We start from the raw sequence: 15,884 nt of genomic DNA, 5'->3' as shown, positions 1-15,884 counted from the left end.
AACCGAACGGCAACCATGGCGTAAACTGGACGGCATGGAGAAACGGGCCCGGCGCGCGGACTCGGAACGGACGGCCCAGGCGATCCTCGAGGCCGCCGAACGCGTGCTCAGCGACAACCCGGCGGCGACCATGGAGCAGATCGCGGAGGCAGCCGGGGTCTCGCGGACGACGGTGCACCGCCGGTTCGCCAGCCGGGAGGCGCTGGTGGACGCCATGACCCTCTGGGCGACGCAGCAGTTCCGCAACGCGCTCGCCAGCGTCCGGCCCGACGTCACGCCGCCGCTGGTCGCGCTCTACCAGGTGACCGCGAACGTGCTGCGCGTCAAGCTCCGGTGGGGGTTCGCGATGAACGCGCACCCGGCGGAAGAAGGCGTGCTGACCCCGGACGTGCTCGCCCAATGCGACGTTTTCTTCCAGCGGCTGGAGGAAAGCGGCGCGCTGCGGCCCGGCGTCGACCTCGTCTGGGCGCGCCGCGTGTACTGCGCGCTCATCCACGAAGCGGCGCAGGACCAGGACTCCGACGACGACCCGGACGCGCTGGCCGCTCGCGTCGTCGACACCGTGCTCGGCGGCTTCGGCAAACCAGGCGTGACGCTGGGCTAGGGAAGCCCGTCGCCGGCCAGCTCCGCGACGATCTTCGCGATCCGGCGCCGCCGCGTCTCGGCGCGCTTGGCCGACGTGACCGCTTCGGCTCGTTCCCGTTGCGCGGTAAAGGAAAGCTTGTCGAACGCGGCCCGCGCGCCGGGTCGTTCGGCCAGCGCCGCCGCGAGGTCGTCCGGCATCTCGACGGTCCGCTCGGCCAGGTCGGCTTCGAGCGTGACCTCGACCGTCTCCCCGGCGGCGACCCCGGCCGCCGCCCGGTTCGCCGCGCTGAGCGGCAGCATGAACTCGCCGGAGTAGACCGCGACCGTGCTGCGGTAGGTGTGCGGGCCGATGGTCACCCGCACCTTCGGCCGCCTCCCCTGGTCGAGAGCCTCGACGACCTCGGCCGGGACCCGGAAGCCGGTGGCGGTTTTGCCGTTGAGTTCGACAAGCGTCCGGAACGTATGCGACATCGCTGCCTCCCAGCCCCAGCTAAGCGTGCGGCACGCCGTCGCGCATCTCGGTGACCAGCGCGGCGACCACGGCCTTCAACGATCCGTTGTACTGCTTCGCCACCGCTCGCTGCCGCTGGTAGCTCGCGCCGACCCGGAGAATGTTCTCGACATCGCGCAGCTCGCGCACGCAGTCCAGCCGTCGCGCGACTGGTTCCAGGCGATCCAGCAGCTCGGCGAGGTCTTCGGTGACGAGGCGTTCGCGGCCGGCGGCGTCGAGGATGACGATCGCGTCCAGGCCGTAGCGGGCGGCGCGCCACTTGTTCTCCTGCACGTGCCACGGCGGGAGCACCGGCAGTGTTTCGCCCTTGTCGAGACGGGCGCTGAAGTCGTCCACCAGGCATTGCGTGAGCGCCGAAATCGCGCCGACTTCCTGCAGCGTCGGCAGCCCGTCGCATACGCGCATTTCGATGGTGCCGAAGTGCGGGGCCGGGCGGATGTCCCAGCGGATCTCGGAAAAATGGTCGATCACGCCGGTGGTGAACATGTCCTCGACGTAGCCCTCCAGCTCCGCCCATTCGCGGAACTGGAACGGCAGCCCGGCGGTCGGCAGCTGCTGGAACATCAGCGCCCGGTTCGAGGCGTACCCGGTGTCCTCTCCGGACCAGTACGGCGACGACGCGGACAGCGCCTGCAGGTGCGGCGCGTAGCGCAGCAGCCCGTCGAGCACCGGCAGCACCTTGTCGCGGTGGTCGAGCCCGACGTGGACGTGCACGCCGTAGATCAGCATCTGCCTGCCCCACCACTGGGTGCGGTCGATCAGCTTGGCGTAGCGCTCCTTGTCGGTCACCTTCTGCCGGTACCACGAGGAAAACGGGTGCGAGCCCGCGGAGAACACCTCGACGCCCAGCGGGTCGGCGACCCGGTGCACCTCGTCGAGCGCCTCGTCGAGGTCGCGTTTCACCTCGGCGACCGTGCGGCAGACGCCGCTGACCACCTCGATCGTGTTGAGCAGCAGTTCCTGTTTGATCCGGGGATGCTCGGCGGCTCCGTCCGGGCGGACCGCGGCGAGCAGGTCCTCCGCGACCGACCGCAGTTCGCCGCTGCGCCGGTCCACCAGCGCGAGTTCCCATTCCGCGCCGACGGTGGACCGCCGGGACGCCTGGAAGTCGATCCGCATGCCCGCCCGGTCAGACCTGGGCGCCGTTGCTGGGGTCCGCGCCCGGCGGCGGGCCCTGGCGCACGCGCAGCAGGAGCAGCGCGATGCCGGTGGCGAGCGAGAGGATGCCGAGCGGCGTGGCGAGCGCGGGGCCGACCCCGATCAGGTTCGGCACGATCAGCAGCAGGAGCCCGACGACGAAGAACAGCAGCACGACGAACGCGCCTTTGCGCCAGCGAGGCAGCGGCGGCGGCTCCGGCGGCACGTAGTGCTCGTCGTCCTCGGCCGGGTCGCCGGAGAACATCGTGGCGTCCCATTCGGTGCCGCCGGTGCGCCAGCCCTCCGGCGACGGGGGAGCGGACGGCGCCGGCGGGTCTGCGGCGGGCTTCGGCTTGGCCTTGCCCGCGTCGGGTTCGGCTCCGGCGGACGCCTCGGGTTCGGCGGAGCCGGGGCGTCCGCCGGAGAACGGGTCCTCGTCCAGGAACACGCCCACGCCCTCGGCCCGGAGGTCGGCCACGATCTCGGCGAACGTGGCGTCGACGTCCTCGGGCCCGTCCGCGCCTTTCCCCCGGTTCATCCGGCACCCACCTGTCCCGCCCGCAGCTTCCGGGCGAAGTCGACACTGCGGCTGAAGATCAGTTCCGCGTCGTGGTCCTGCGTCGCGACGTGGAAGCTGTTCTCCAGCACCACCTCGGTCACGTCCGTGCTCGAGATGCTGTCCAGCACTATCCGCGAGTTCTCGGGTTCGACGACGTGGTCGACCCGCGAGTGCAGCAGCAGCACCGGCTGCGTCACCTTCGGCAGGTCGGCGCGCACGATCTTCCACAGCCGGGCGAGGCTCGCCGCCGCCCGCACCGGCGTGCGCGGATAGGCCAGTTCGACCTCGCCGGGCTTCGCGATGTCGTTGCCGATCGCGCGGATCGACGGGACCACTCGCGACAGCAGCGGCAGCACCTTGGCGTCCAGGCTCAGCCGCGTGACCGACGGGTTGACCAGCACGAGGCCGGAAATGTCCGAGCCGAATTCCTCGGCGAGGCGCAGCGTGAGCGTCCCGCCCATCGACATCCCGCCGACGAACACCTGGTCGCACTCCGCGCGCAGCGCCAGCAGCGCCTCGCGGACGGCCCCGTACCAGTCGTGCCAGGTCGTCCGGTTCAGCTCGCGCCAGTGCGTGCCGTGGCCGGGCAGCAGCGGGCAGCGCACCGCGAAGCCCTCGGCGGCCAGGTGCCGGCCCCAGGCGCGCATGCCGTCGGGCGTGGCGGTGAATCCGTGGCAGAGCAGGAAGCCGGCCCCGGAGGAACCCGGGTGGGAGAACGGTTCCGCGCCGGCGAGCACGCCCATCACGAACGCCCTTCCGAATCGAAGCGGTGGAGTCCTCCCATGCTCTCACGCCGAAGCCGGGTTGTGGGGCCCACTCCGGAAGCGAGGATCCTTCCGGTCCCGCTGTGAGATGGGTCGCTGCCGCCGGGTGACCGCCCGCTCTCGCGTTGTGCCGCCCGGTGCTTGTTCCGTACCCTGACCTGCCGGGGCCCGCGCGGGCAGGAAAGGACTGGAACCCGGTGCTGTACTGGCTGATGAAGTGGGTGTTCATCGGGCCGCTGCTGAAGACGCTGTGGCCCACCAAAGTCGTCGGCGCCGAAAACATCCCCGAGACGGGTGGCGCCATCCTCGCCGGCAACCACCTCGCGGTCGCGGATTCGTTCTTCATGCCGCTGCGCGTCAAGCGCAAGGTCACCTTCCCGGCGAAGTCGGAGTACTTCACCGAACCCGGGTTCAAGGGCCTGCTCAAGAAGTGGTTCTTCACCGGCGTCGGCCAGTTCCCCATCGACCGCTCCGGCGGCAACGCCGCGCAGGCCGCGCTCGACACCGCGATCCGGCTGGTCAAGGACGGCCACCTGCTCGGCATCTACCCCGAGGGCACCCGTTCCCCGGACGGACGGCTGTACAAGGGCAAAACCGGCGTCGCCCGGATCGCGCTCGAATCGCGCGGCGTGGTGATCCCGGTGGCGATGATCGGCACGGACAAGGTCAACCCGATCGGTTCCAGGATGTGGTGGCCGCGGCGGCTCGAGGTGCGCTTCGGCAAGCCGCTCGACTTCTCCCGCTACGAGGGCCTGGCCGGCGACCGGTTCATCGAACGGTCCATCACCGACGAGATCATGTACGCGCTGATGGAGCTGTCCGGCCAGGAGTACGTCGACATCTACGCGGCCAAGGCCAAGGAGCTGCTCGCCGCCGAGGCGGCCGGGGTGAAGCCCGCGGTGCCGGCGCAGCCGAGCGCCCTGGACGCCGATCGGGTGCCGGAGACGAAGGCCGGGTAGGGCCCTACTAGAGTTCCCCGGTGCGTTTTTTCTACGACACCGAGTTTATTGAGGACGGCGTGACGATTGACCTCGTGTCGATCGGTGTCGTTGACGAGCGTGGGCGCGAGTTCTATGCCGTGTCCACCGATTTCGACCCCGGGCGGGCCGGGGCTTGGGTGCGGGAGAACGTGCTGCCCAAGCTGCCGTCCCCGGCGGATCCGGCCTGGCGGAGCCGGGAGCGGATCCGGGAGGATCTGCTGGAGTTCTTCGGGAAGCCGCCCGGCGGGATCGAGTTGTGGGCCTGGTTCGCGGCGTATGACCATGTGGCGCTGGCGCAGTTGTGGGGGCCGATGCCCGCGTTGCCTCGGCAGTTGCCTCGGTTCACCCGGGATCTGCGGCAGCGGTGGGAGGACGCCGGGAAGCCGAAGTTGCCTGCTGCGCCTGGGGATCAGCACGACGCGTTGGCTGATGCTCGGCATAACTTGCAGCGGTGGGAGGTTATTGAGGAGGCTTTTCGGAGGCGGTGAGTTTTCGGCGGGGCTGCGGGGTCGGCTCGTCGCCTGGCGGCGACATTGCCGGTTAGTGGTTGCGTGGGGCACCCCGATTTTTCATTGTGCTGACGGTTCGGGGGTGCTTGTCAAGGCGGGAAAGATGCCTTGACAAGCACCCCCGAACCGCAGGGCGGCTTTGTATCGGGGCGGGGGAGGGGCTGGGTGCCTCGCTGTTTGGGTGCAGCGGTGGCGGTTTTAGGGCTGGGTGCCTCGTTCGTGGGTGCAGCGGTTGCGGTTGGGGGAGCTGGGCCTCGCTGTTTGGTGGCGGTGGTTTAGGGCCGTGAGGGGAAAACCTGGGGGGAATTCGAGTCCGGGGGGTCCCCTCACGGACCGTGTAAGTCGTGAGGGGAACCCAGAGGGACTGGGGCTGTGAAGGCGGCCTCGCTAGCTGCTGCGGCGGGTGCGGACTGCGGTGGCCAGGGTGTCCAGCAGGGTTTCGGTGGTGTCCCAGTCCATGCAGGCGTCGGTGATGGACTGGCCGTAGGTCAGCTTCTCCGGGTGGCCCAGGACCAGGTCTTGGCGTCCGGCAACCAGGTTGCTTTCCAGCATCAGGCCGGCGATTCCGCGTTCTCCGGCGGCGATCCGGCCGGCCAGGTCGCGGACGACTTCCGACTGGCGGACGTGGTCCTTGCCGCTGTTGCCGTGGCTGGCGTCGATCACCAAGCGTTCCGGGAGGCCGGACTTCGCCAGGCGGGCCAGGGTTTCCTCGACGGTCGCCGGGTCGTGGTTCGGGCCGGAGGAGCTGCCTCGCAGGATGACGTGGCAGTCCGGGTTTCCGGAGGTCGTCACCAGGGCTGCCAGGCCGTCCACGTTGATGCCGGGGAAGACGTGCGACGCGGCGGCGGCGCGGGTCGCGTCCACGGCTACCTGGATGTCTCCTTCGGTCGAGTTCTTGATGCCGACCGGCATGGACAGGGCGCTGCACAGTTGCCGGTGGACCTGGCTGGCCGCCGTGCGGGCGCCGATCGAGCCCCACGTGACGATGTCCGCGATGAACTGCGGGGTGATCGGGTCCAGGAATTCGCAGCCGACCGGGAGGCCCAGCGCGGAGACGTCCAGCAGGAGTTTCCTGGCCAGCCGCAGGCCCTTGTTGACCGCGAAGGTGCCGTCCAGGTCGGGGTCGTTGATCAGGCCCTTCCAGCCCAGCGTGGTGCGCGGCTTTTCGAAGTACACCCGCATCACGACGTGCAGGTCTTCGCGCAGCGCTTCCGCCTTCGCGGCCAGGCGGCGGGCGTAGCCGAGGGCGGCTTCCGGGTCGTGGACCGAGCACGGGCCGACGATCACCGCGAGGCGGTCGTCGCGGCCGTCGAGGATGTCGACCGTTTCCGTGCGGCCGGTTTGCACCACTTTCGCGACCGCGGCGTCCACCGGATGGTCTTCGCGCAGCAGGGCGGGCGAGATGAGGGGGCTGACCGACGTGGTGCGGCGGTTGTCCAGCGTGCTCGCGTCGGCGGGGGCGGCGACGAGGGGGGTGCTCATGTGCGGGTGGTTCCTTCCTGGTGGACACCGACCCGCGGGGGACTCGCCGAGCCGGTTCGAGATCCGGCTCGGGTGGAGGTCAGCGCAGGTTCACGCGGCCGTGCCCACCCGGGGCCGGCTTCGTAAACCAGAAATAGCGCTGCACGCCGCCCAAGGTAACACACCGCCGCGAGGGCCCTGCCCGGACCGGATCGGGCAGGTGGTCCGGCCTGCACCGATCCAGATGAAAGCCGCTACGCTGTCCGCGGACTGTGACTGGACTCTCCCTGCGAGGAAGACGGAGGCAACAGAATGCGTGTCGGTGTGCTGACGGGGGGCGGCGACTGCCCCGGCCTGAACGCGGTCATCCGCGCGGTGGTCCGCAAGGGCGTCGAGGTGCACGGCTGGGAGTTCGTCGGCTTCCGCAACGGCTGGCAGGGCCCGCTGACCGGCGACAGCCGGCCGCTCGGCCTCGCCGACGTCGAGGACATCCTCACCCGCGGGGGCACCATCCTGCGGTCGTCGCGGACGAACCCGTACAAGGTCGACGGCGGCGTCGACCAGATCCGCAAGGTGCTCGCCGACCAGGGCGTGGACGCGCTGATCGCGATCGGCGGCGAGGACACCCTCGGCGTCGCCAAGCGGCTGACCGACGACGGCATCGGCGTCGTCGGCGTGCCCAAGACCATCGACAACGACCTCGGGGCCACCGACTACACGTTCGGCTTCGACACCGCGGTCTCCATCGCCACCGAGGCGATCGACCGGCTGCACACCACCGCCGAATCGCACCACCGCGCCCTCGTCATCGAGGTCATGGGGCGGCACGCGGGCTGGATCGCGCTGCACTCCGGCCTCGCCGGCGGCGCGAGCGTGATCCTGGTGCCGGAGCGGCACTTCTCCGTGGACCAGGTCGTGCAGTGGGTCGAGCAGCGCTTCGAGAAGGAGTACGCGCCGATCATCGTCGTGGCCGAGGGCGCGCTGCCCGAGGGCGGCGAGGAGAAACTGCTGACCGGCGAGAAGGACGCCTTCGGGCACGTCCGGCTCGGCGGCATCGGCAACTGGCTGGCCGACGAGATCTCCGAGCGCACCGGCAAGGAATCGCGCGCGGTCGTGCTCGGCCACGTCCAGCGCGGCGGCACCCCGACCGCGTACGACCGGGTCCTCGCGACGCGCTTCGGCCTGCACGCGGTGGACGCGGTCGCCGACGGCGACTTCGGCGTGATGGTGGCGCTCAAGGGCACCGACATCGTCCGCGTGAAGCTGTCCGAGGCGACGGCCGAGCTGAAGACCGTGCCGCTGGAGCGCTACCAGGAAGCCGAGGTCTTCTTCGGCTGAGGTTCTCCGGTGGTAGGGGCAACCCCACCACAGCGCCGGGGGCGCGCGGTATTCCGCGCGTCCCCGGCTTTTTTCTACTCTCGGCTCGTGCGAATCTTCCTGGCGGGTATGGCGATTCTCTCGGTGACCACGGCTCCGTCTACTGTGGACGGTGTCTGGCGGACCGACGGGTACGGGCAGCTGGTCCAAGTCTCCAGCGGCAAATTGACGACCTATGACGTGACCAAGGTCAGCTGCCTGCCCGGCGCGCTGTCCGGAACCGGCGACGGGACCCGGTTTTCGACCAATGAAGGCTCGGTTGTCACCATCCGGGCAGGCCGGATGAGTTTCGACGACAACCTCGGCGTGCGGTCCCTGCGTCGCGTCCCCGGCGGGTTGCCCGCGGAATGCCGGGCTTCCTCCGCGGACCTGTTCGACGTTTTCTGGCACAGTTTTGCCGAGAACTACCCGTTTTTCCGGGCCAAAGGCGTCGACTGGAAGTCCGAAGGGGACGCTGCCCGCCGCGAAATCACCGCGCATCCCGAACGGCTCTACGACGTCCTTTGCGGCCTGATCCGCCCGCTGCACGACGCTCACGTCGGCCTGCTCGCGGCAGGTCAGCATTGTTCTTCACCCCGTCCTGGCACACCGGATCTGAAAACGACCGTCCCGCGCGCGATCGCTGTCGCGGACGCGAATCTCGGCACGCCGGTTCAACGCTGGGCCGACGGAGCCATCGCCTACGCCGATCTGCCGGAGGGCCGCGGGTATCTGCGGATCAGCGGATTCCACGACTACGCCGACACTTTCGCCGCCAGCAGCGAGGTGCTGGGGAAAGCGCTCGACGAGATCTTCACCGCCGACCGGGTGCGCACGCTGCGCGGCCTGATTCTCGACCTGCGCGTCAACGGCGGCGGAGACGACCCGCTCGGCCTGCAGGTCGCCGCCCGGCTGACCGACGTACCGCACTTCGCCTACGCCAAACGCGCGCGCAACGACCCGGACGACCCAGCGAAGTTCACTGTGCCGCAACCATTTTTCGTCCAACCCGCCGCAGCGCCACGGTACCCCGGCCCCCTGACAGTTTTGATCGGAAACCTGGACGTCTCGGCGGGGGAGACCTTCCTGCAGGCGCTGCTGAACCGGCGTCCAAGGCCAGTCCTGATCGGACAGCCCACCCAGGGCGCTTTCTCCGACCTGATGGAGCGGACGCTGCCGAAACCAGGCTGGAAGGTGGCGTTGCCGAACGAGGAATACCTCGACCCGCACGGCCGCACCTACGACGGCGCCGGCATCGGCCCGGACGTCCCGGTCCCGGTCTTCGCCCCGGACGATCTCGCCGCCGGACGGGACCCGGCGCTGGCCGCCGCCCGCCGGTAAGGTGAGCGCCATGGGGTCGGTCAAACAGTTCCAGGTCACTTTCGACTGCGCGGAACCCGCGCGCGTCGCCCGCTTCTGGTGCGAGGCGCTCGGGTACGTCGAGCCGCCGCCGCCGGAAGGATTCGCCGACTGGGCCGAGTTCGACCGGACCCAGCCGCCCGAGGAACAGGGTTCGTGGGCGGCCTGCGTCGATCCCACCGGGGTCGGGCCGAGGCTGTACTTCCAGCGCGTGCCCGAGGGCCGGGTGGTGAAGAACCGGGTGCACCTCGACGTGCGGGTCGGCAGCGGGCTGGTCGGCGAGGAACGCCTGGCGGCGCTGAAAGCCGAGGCCGAACGGCTGACGGCGCTGGGCGCGTCGGTGGTGCAGGTGCTGGAGGCGGACGGCGTGAACGAGTCGTGCATTCCGATGCAGGACGTCGAGGGCAACGAGTTCTGCCTGGACTGACGAAGCCGCCGTGCCGCGGGGTGCGGCACGGCGACTCTCCAACGATCAGGAAACGGATACGTTCGCCGGAGCGGTGAACGCGCCGCCCGACACCTGGTAGATCTGCGACACGGTGAGGCTGCCGCCGGCCGGGATCGTGTCCTGCCCGGTGATCACGACGTGCCCGGTCGATCCGGACGCGGTGCCCGGGTTCGTGTTCGACAGGGACTCGTTCGAGGCCAGGTCGAACGACAGCGTCCAGCCGTTCGCCGCCGACGTGCCGCCGTTGGTCAGGGTGAAGTGCGCGAAGGCGCCGAAGCCGTAGTCGTAGTCGGTGGTGAACTTCGCGGTCAGCTTGCCCGCCGGAGCCGTCGTGACGGTCCAGGTGAACGGAGCCTGCGCGGTCGCCCCGGCGGAGTCGGTGGCGGTCACGGTGACGTTGCTGGTGCCCGCGGCGCTCGGCGTGCCGGTGATCGAGCCGGACTTGCTGTCGATGGCCAGTCCGGCCGGGAGGCCGTCCGCCTTGTAGGTGTACGGCGAGGTGCCTCCGGAGGCGGTGACCTTCAGCGAAACCGCCTTGCCCACCACGCTGTTCTGGTTGCCCGGGTTGCTGACGCTCAGCTTGCCGTTGGTGCCGCCGCCGGGGGTCAGGCCGGCGACGCCGTGCGGCGTGCCGAGGCCGGTCGGGCCGTCCCAGCCGGTGCCCGCGTTGCAGATCACCGTGCCGCAGTTGCCGTTGCTGCCCGAGGTGACGTCGTTGAAATCGCCGGTGTGCGCGTACGGGTAGGTCGCGGCGTTGTCGCCGTCCTTCGGCGTGCCCGCGAGCGCCCAGATCCCGGCGACGATCGGCGTGGCCAGGCTGGTGCCGCCGTACTGCGACTGCTGGCCGTTGACGTAGATCGTGATGCCGGTGTTGGGATCCGCGTCGGCCGAAATGTCCGAAGTGGCCCGATTGTCGCACGCGGTGCTGATCCCGTTCTGGAACGCGGGCTTGCCGAATTTGCTCGAACAGCCGCTGCCCGCCTTGGACCAGGCGGTTTCGGAGTAGCCGCCGCCGGACGCGGTCAGCGTCGTGCCGCCGACCGCGACCACCTCGGGAGAAGTGGCCGGGTATTCGGCCTGGGAACCGCTTTCGCTGCCCCAGTCGCCGGTGGCGGCCAGCACCGCGACGCCCGGGTGGTTGTAGTGCTGCTCGGCGTCCGACGGGATCGCGCTCTCGTGGTCGGCGTAGCTGTTGGACACGATCTTCGCGCCGAGCCGGACCGCGCTGTCGACGGCCGCCGCGAGGTCGCTGTCCTCGTTGGTGTTGGCCTCCACCAGCAGGATCTTGCAGTCGGGGCAGAGCGCGCTGACCGCGTCGACGTCGATGGCCATTTCGGTCGCCCAGCCCGAATCGGTCTTGGACGGAAGCGTGCTCGTGCCGTCCTGTCCGACCACGGTCAGGCAGCCGTTCGCCTTGGTGCAGGAGCCCAGGTTCCAGTGCGACCGGTAATCGTTGAGGTCCTTTTCGATGCCGGGGTCGTCGAAGGCGTCGACGATCGCGACGGTGGTCCCGCCGCTCTTCATCCCGGCGACGCCGTAGGCCTTCTGCAGGTCGGCCGGGCTCATCGCGCTGGCCGGGCGGGCTCCGGCCGAAACCAGTTGCACCGCCTGGCATTTCGCGTAACCGGCGGGTGCGCTGGCGCACGACGCCGGGCTCAGCTGGGGGCTGGCGCCGGCGCCCGGGGCCGAGAGCGCCGCGACCCCCGCTCCCAGCGCGAGCGCGGCGCCGGCGGCGGCCAGCCGTCTCAAGGTCATTCCTGCACGCATCATCGCGTCCTTCCTCGTACGCCGCTGCCCGGAAGGCGGGCGAAAAGCGGTGCCGCCATTGGATTTCACCGAGGCGGCGCGAACCAGGAACAACCGGCACAACCGGCCGTTGTGCCGGGGAACCCGACCTTCGGGGGATGTCCCGCGCCCCGGGGCGAGCGACCATGGACCGGCGGGAGGTGCGGGACATGCCGGACGGCGCGACGGAAACGTTCGACCGGACGCTGGTCCGGTTGCGCCGGGCAGCCGGGCTGACGCAGGAACAACTGGCGCAGCGCTGCGGGCTGAGCGCCCGCGGCGTGGGGAATCTCGAACGCGGGCAGCGGCATCCGCGCCGCGTCACCGTGCAGCTCCTCGCCGACGGTCTCGCGCTGCCCGAATCCGCCCGCGCCGAACTGCTCGCGGCCGCCCGGCGCGGCAGGCAGCGTCCGGCCGGCCCGGTCCCGCCGCCCCCTCCGGCGCCGGACCTCATCGGCCGCACCGAGGAACACGCGTTGCTGGACAAGCACCTTTCCGGCACTGGCAGGCCGTTTCTGGTCTTCGCCGGGCAAACCGGAATCGGCAAGACCCGGCTGCTCGCCGAGGCCGCGAGGATGGCCGAGGCGCGCGGCACGGCGGTGCTCTCGACGGCGTGCTCCCGGCACGGCGGGGAGCCGTACGCGCCGCTCTCCGAAGCGTTCGCCCGGCACCTCTCCGAACATCCCGCCGGGCCCGGCCTGGCGTTCCTGCTTCCCGAACAACGCACCGCCGAACCGGCTCCGCCCCGGTGGCTGATGTTCGCCGAAGCAGCGCGGTTTCTCGACACGCTGGCGCGGCGGCACGGCGTGCTCGTGCTCCTGGACGACCTGCAATGGGCCGGTCCGGACGGGCTCGCGCTGCTGGCTTCGCTCGTCCAGGACGTCCGGCCGGACCGGGTCCGGTTCCTCGCCGCCTATCGCGACACCGAAATCGCAGCGGCCGAGCCATTGGCCGACACGCTGCTCGACCTGTACCGGAAAGGCTTGCTGACCCAGCATTCGCTGTCCCCGCTGGCGGACGAGGACGCGACGACGCTGCTGCGGCACAGCGCCGGGACCGAGGTGGGGCACTCCGCCCGCGACCGGGTGCTGCGGCTCGCCGGCGGTCTCCCGTTGTTCCTGGTCCAGTTAGGACACGTACTGGGCAGAACCGGCAAACCGCCCGCGGAACTGCCGTGGGGCCTCGCGCACGCGGTGCGCCGGCAAGTCGGTGCATTGCCCGAACGCACCGCCGAGGTGCTGACGCTGCTGGCGGTGGGGCAGCAGCGGATGGACCCGGACGTGCTGGCCGCGGCAGCCGGGCTGGATCCGGCCGAACTGTCCGAGGTGCTGGCTCCCGCGCACACCGCGCGGCTGCTGGACGAAAACGCCGAGGGCGTCCGGCTGACTCACGAACTGGTCGCCGAGGTGGTGAACGGAGATCTGCCGCCGAGCCGACGGCATGTGCTGCACCGGAGACTCGCCGAGGCATTAGGCGGCGCGGCGGCGGCCTACCACTACACGCACGCGCAGGACACCGAACGCGCCGCGCAGACTCTGCGGCACGCGGCGGAAAACGCCAGCAGGCAAGCCGCGCACGACACCGCCGCCCAGCATTGGGGCGCATTGGTGGATCTGCTGGATCGCACCGGTTCGCAACCGGCGGTCGCCGAAGCCGCCGAAGCCTGGGCGGCCGCACTCGCCGCGGCCGGTCGGTACGACGCCGCGCTCGCCGCCGCCGAACGCGCGCTTTTGGGGTACCGCAAGGAAGGGGACGAAGAACGGCAACGCCTGGTGATCGCTCGGATCGGCTACCTGCATTACCAGCGCGGCACTCCGCGGGAAGGCCTGGCCCGCATCGCGCCGACGCTGACCGAAGACCGGCCCGGCGGATCGGCCGTACGGCTGCGGCTGGCTCGCGCCGCCAACCTCTACCAGAGCACGCGCTACCGGGAGTCCGTCGAAGTCTCCACCGCCGCGATCGTCGCGGCGGAAGCGGCGGAGGACGAGCACGGCCTCGCTGGCGGACACCTGCGTCGCGGACTCGCGTTGCGCCTGCTCGGCCGCAACGAGGAAGCGCTGGCCGATCTGCACACCGCTGCGGCCACCGCGGAATTGTGCGGCGACCGGGAGATCGTCGTCCGCGCGCTGACCGGGGTTGCGGTGCTGCACCACTATCGCGGCGAACTGGCCCGGGCGGACCGGCAGTTCGACCGGATCCTCCGGCTGGCCGAGGAACTCGGCGACCGGGAGCTGCTCAGCCGAGCAGTCTGCAACGTCGGCGCGAGCGCGGTTTACGTCGGCCGCTGGGGCGACGCGCGACGGCGGTTCAGCCAGGCACTGGAACTGGCCGGACACGGCCGCTCGCCGATGTGCGGCGCGATGGCCCTCATCGGCCGGGGTGCCTTGTGGTCAGCCTGCGGCCGCTACGACGCGGCAGCCGACGATCTGACCCGAGGGATTCGGCTGGGCCGCGAAAGCGACAATGCCGACATCATCTGCAACGCGTCCGCCCAGTTGGCGGAGAACGACGTGCGGACGGGCCGACCTGAGCGAGGCGTGCGCCGGTTGCTGCCTTTGCTTGCGCTGCAAGGGGAACGCAGCTGGCAGATGACGGACGCGCTGCCGTTTCTCGCCGAAGCGCAACTGGCCGCCGGTGCTCCGGTCGCCGCCGGGGAGACCGCCGCGGAGGCGGTGGCTTGTACCGAGCACATCGAGCACATCCTCGCCCGCACGGATGCTTTTCGGGTGCAGGGACTGGCTTTTCTCCGGCGTGGGGCGGTTTCGCCGGCGGAGGAGAGCATGGAGGAAGCGCGGTCGCTGGCTGAGCGGATGGCTTCGCCGTACCTGCTCGCCCGGGTGAGCGCGGCGCTTGCCGGCTTGTCCGCCCACCACGGCGACTCCGTTGCGGCGGCTCGGCATCGGGGGCGGGCGGAGGAGCTGTTCACGGAGCTGCGGCGGGATGCGTTGGCGGAGGACTGAGCAGCGCGAGCTAGTGTCCACTGTGGTCAGTCAGATCCGTGCCAATTCGTCCAGCACCCCAGCAGCCTTCGCGATGTCGTCGGTCAACGGCCGATCCTCCAGCCGCTCATCCAGCACCTCCTCCGCCGCCGCGAACGCCGCCCGTACCGGCAGATCCACCAGCTCAGCTCTCCGGATCCGCAACGCCCGCACCGCCGCTACCAGCTCGCAAGCCAGCACCTGCCGATAAGCAGAAGCAGCCGCCGTAGCCGCCCGCGCGGCCTGGGTCGAGAAGCTCGCGTGGTCCTCGATCCCGCGCGACACCACCGCGGTACCGAGCGTCGCGGGCAACGCCGCCTGCCGCAGTTCGGTCAGCGCGTCATGTGCCACGTACTCCAAAATCATCACCCCGGAACTCCCCGGCGGCCCGACCGCGAGAAACGGCCGCAGGCCGGTGAACTCCGGTTCCACCAAGTCGCCCAACCGGGCCACGGACAGCTCCGCGACCTGATGCACCGTCGCGCGGGCCTGGTCGAGCGCGGTCGAGACGTACGCGGTGTGGAAGTGCGCATGGTGGTAGGCATCGCCGTGCACTGTGGAGATCATCGGGTTTTCCGTGCTGGCATTGATTTCCACGGCGAGCACGTCCCGCAGATAGTGGATCGCGTCCAAAGCCGGGCCCTGTACTTGAGGGAAAGCGCGCAGACCGAAGGGATCCTGCAGCCGACGCCCCGGCTTCGGCGTGCCGTGCATGCCCAACAGCCGACGCATTTCTGCCGCGCAAGCTACCTGCCCGGCGTGCGGACGTGCTTCGTGCACAGGCGTCGCGTACGCCTCGGGGTTGCCGTCGAGAGCGACGTACGTGAGCGCGGCGACGGCGTGGCTCGCGCGGGTGAGCGTGTCCAGGCTCATCGCCGCGAGGGTCGCTTCGGCGAGCGTCGCGGCGTTGCTGCTCATGAACGCCAACGCATCGCCCGCGTGCACCGGAACCGGTGGCACCGAACCGATCGCCCACTCGCGTTCCCCGGCCAGCGCGAGCGCGGCTTCCGCCAGGGGAGCGAGGTCGCCGGTGCCGATCGCGCCCAGCCGGTGCACTACGGGAAGCGCTCCGGTGCGCACAGCTGAGGCGAGCGCGCCGATCAGTTCCGGGCTGATCCCCGACCGGCCGGCGAGCAGCTGGTTGAGCCGGATCAGCAGCATCGCGCGGATCTGGCCGTCCGGCAGCAGTTCGCCGCTGCCGCCGGCGTGGCTGCGCAGCAAGCGAAGCCCGTGCTCGGCGGGCTCGTCCACCGCGTCGTCCTTGTTCGCGCCGACGCCGGTGGTGCGGCCGTAGACCACTCGCCGCGTGCTCAGGTCCTCGGCCAGCTTCCACGAGTGCTCGGCGGCCCGCAGCGCGGCGATCGACACGTCGATCGCCAGCGGGCCTTCGGTGTGCGCCGCCGTGACCACGTCGGTGCACCGCAGGGTCCGGCCGTCCACTCGGATCACGGC

At 70.5% G+C, this 15,884-nt stretch carries 14 protein-coding genes; 7 read left to right on the top strand and 7 right to left on the bottom strand.

Features of this window, described 5'->3' with window-relative positions; genetic code table 11:
• Window positions 1-34 precede the first annotated feature (34 nt).
• A complete protein-coding gene (locus tag F9C12_RS12065) occupies window positions 35-604 on the top strand; it encodes a TetR/AcrR family transcriptional regulator (RefSeq protein WP_409465916.1) in 570 nt (189 codons plus the stop codon).
• On the opposite strand, the gene F9C12_RS12060 is transcribed toward F9C12_RS12065, so the two are convergent.
• From F9C12_RS12060 to F9C12_RS12045, 4 genes are read right to left on the bottom strand one after another with little or no spacing between them, the layout of a single operon-like run.
• Window positions 601-1,056, bottom strand: a complete 456-nt coding sequence (locus tag F9C12_RS12060) for a YdeI/OmpD-associated family protein (RefSeq protein ID WP_409465915.1) — start codon at window positions 1,054-1,056, stop codon at window positions 601-603. The genes F9C12_RS12065 and F9C12_RS12060 overlap by 4 nt on opposite strands.
• Before the next feature lie 19 nt (window positions 1,057-1,075).
• Complete coding sequence (locus tag F9C12_RS12055; RefSeq protein ID WP_409182067.1) at window positions 1,076-2,215, bottom strand: glutamate--cysteine ligase; 1,140 nt, start codon at window positions 2,213-2,215, stop codon at window positions 1,076-1,078.
• Between the two features lie 10 nt (window positions 2,216-2,225).
• Complete coding sequence (locus tag F9C12_RS12050; protein WP_409465914.1) at window positions 2,226-2,771, bottom strand: hypothetical protein; 546 nt, start codon at window positions 2,769-2,771, stop codon at window positions 2,226-2,228.
• Window positions 2,768-3,535, bottom strand: coding sequence for an alpha/beta hydrolase (locus F9C12_RS12045; protein WP_409182065.1), 768 nt, complete (start codon window positions 3,533-3,535; stop codon window positions 2,768-2,770). The genes F9C12_RS12050 and F9C12_RS12045 overlap by 4 nt, the downstream gene beginning before the upstream one ends.
• 218 nt (window positions 3,536-3,753) lie before the next feature.
• Here F9C12_RS12045 and F9C12_RS12040 point away from each other — a divergent pair, with 218 nt between their 5' ends.
• Together F9C12_RS12040 and F9C12_RS12035 are read left to right on the top strand one after the other, a co-directional pair.
• On the top strand, window positions 3,754-4,515 hold the full coding sequence (locus F9C12_RS12040) for a lysophospholipid acyltransferase family protein (protein ID WP_409182064.1): 762 nt from the start codon (window positions 3,754-3,756) through the stop codon (window positions 4,513-4,515).
• Between the two features lie 20 nt (window positions 4,516-4,535).
• Window positions 4,536-5,024, top strand: a complete 489-nt coding sequence (locus F9C12_RS12035) for a polyadenylate-specific 3'-exoribonuclease AS (RefSeq protein WP_409182063.1) — start codon at window positions 4,536-4,538, stop codon at window positions 5,022-5,024.
• 408 nt (window positions 5,025-5,432) lie between these two features.
• On the opposite strand, the gene F9C12_RS12030 is transcribed toward F9C12_RS12035, so the two are convergent.
• Window positions 5,433-6,527 (bottom strand): 3-deoxy-7-phosphoheptulonate synthase, encoded by a 1,095-nt coding sequence (locus tag F9C12_RS12030; protein ID WP_409465913.1) that lies wholly within the window; start codon window positions 6,525-6,527, stop codon window positions 5,433-5,435.
• Between the two features lie 291 nt (window positions 6,528-6,818).
• On the opposite strand from F9C12_RS12030, the gene F9C12_RS12025 reads away from it, so the two are divergent.
• The 3 genes from F9C12_RS12025 (at window position 6,819) to F9C12_RS12015 (ending at window position 9,648) form a co-directional block, all read left to right on the top strand.
• Window positions 6,819-7,844 carry a 6-phosphofructokinase gene (locus F9C12_RS12025; protein WP_409182061.1) on the top strand — a complete coding sequence of 342 codons (1,026 nt, stop codon included), beginning with the start codon at window positions 6,819-6,821 and terminating at the stop codon, window positions 7,842-7,844.
• A gap of 87 nt (window positions 7,845-7,931) precedes the next feature.
• Entirely contained in the window at window positions 7,932-9,203 is a 1,272-nt protein-coding gene (locus F9C12_RS12020; RefSeq protein ID WP_409465912.1) for a S41 family peptidase, read from the top strand.
• A gap of 10 nt (window positions 9,204-9,213) precedes the next feature.
• Window positions 9,214-9,648: a VOC family protein gene (locus F9C12_RS12015; RefSeq protein ID WP_409465911.1), complete on the top strand. Its 435-nt coding sequence runs from the start codon at window positions 9,214-9,216 to the stop codon at window positions 9,646-9,648.
• Window positions 9,649-9,693: 45 nt separating this feature from the next.
• Here F9C12_RS12015 and F9C12_RS12010 read toward each other — a convergent pair whose 3' ends face one another.
• On the bottom strand, window positions 9,694-11,439 hold the full coding sequence (locus tag F9C12_RS12010) for a putative Ig domain-containing protein (protein ID WP_409465910.1): 1,746 nt from the start codon (window positions 11,437-11,439) through the stop codon (window positions 9,694-9,696).
• A 134-nt stretch (window positions 11,440-11,573) separates the two neighbouring features.
• Between F9C12_RS12010 and F9C12_RS12005 the strand changes: the two genes are divergently transcribed.
• A complete protein-coding gene (locus F9C12_RS12005) occupies window positions 11,574-14,414 on the top strand; it encodes an ATP-binding protein (protein WP_409465909.1) in 2,841 nt (946 codons plus the stop codon).
• Window positions 14,415-14,444: 30 nt separating this feature from the next.
• On the opposite strand, the gene F9C12_RS12000 is transcribed toward F9C12_RS12005, so the two are convergent.
• Window positions 14,445-15,881, bottom strand: coding sequence for an aromatic amino acid ammonia-lyase (locus F9C12_RS12000; RefSeq protein WP_409465908.1), 1,437 nt, complete (start codon window positions 15,879-15,881; stop codon window positions 14,445-14,447).
• Window positions 15,882-15,884: the final 3 nt, after the last annotated feature.

The organism is Amycolatopsis sp. GA6-003, from assembly GCF_046267895.1.
Taxonomy (GTDB): domain Bacteria; phylum Actinomycetota; class Actinomycetes; order Mycobacteriales; family Pseudonocardiaceae; genus Amycolatopsis.
The sequence above is the reverse complement of the archived record's forward strand: the minus strand, read 5'-3'. Positions and strand labels throughout refer to the sequence as shown.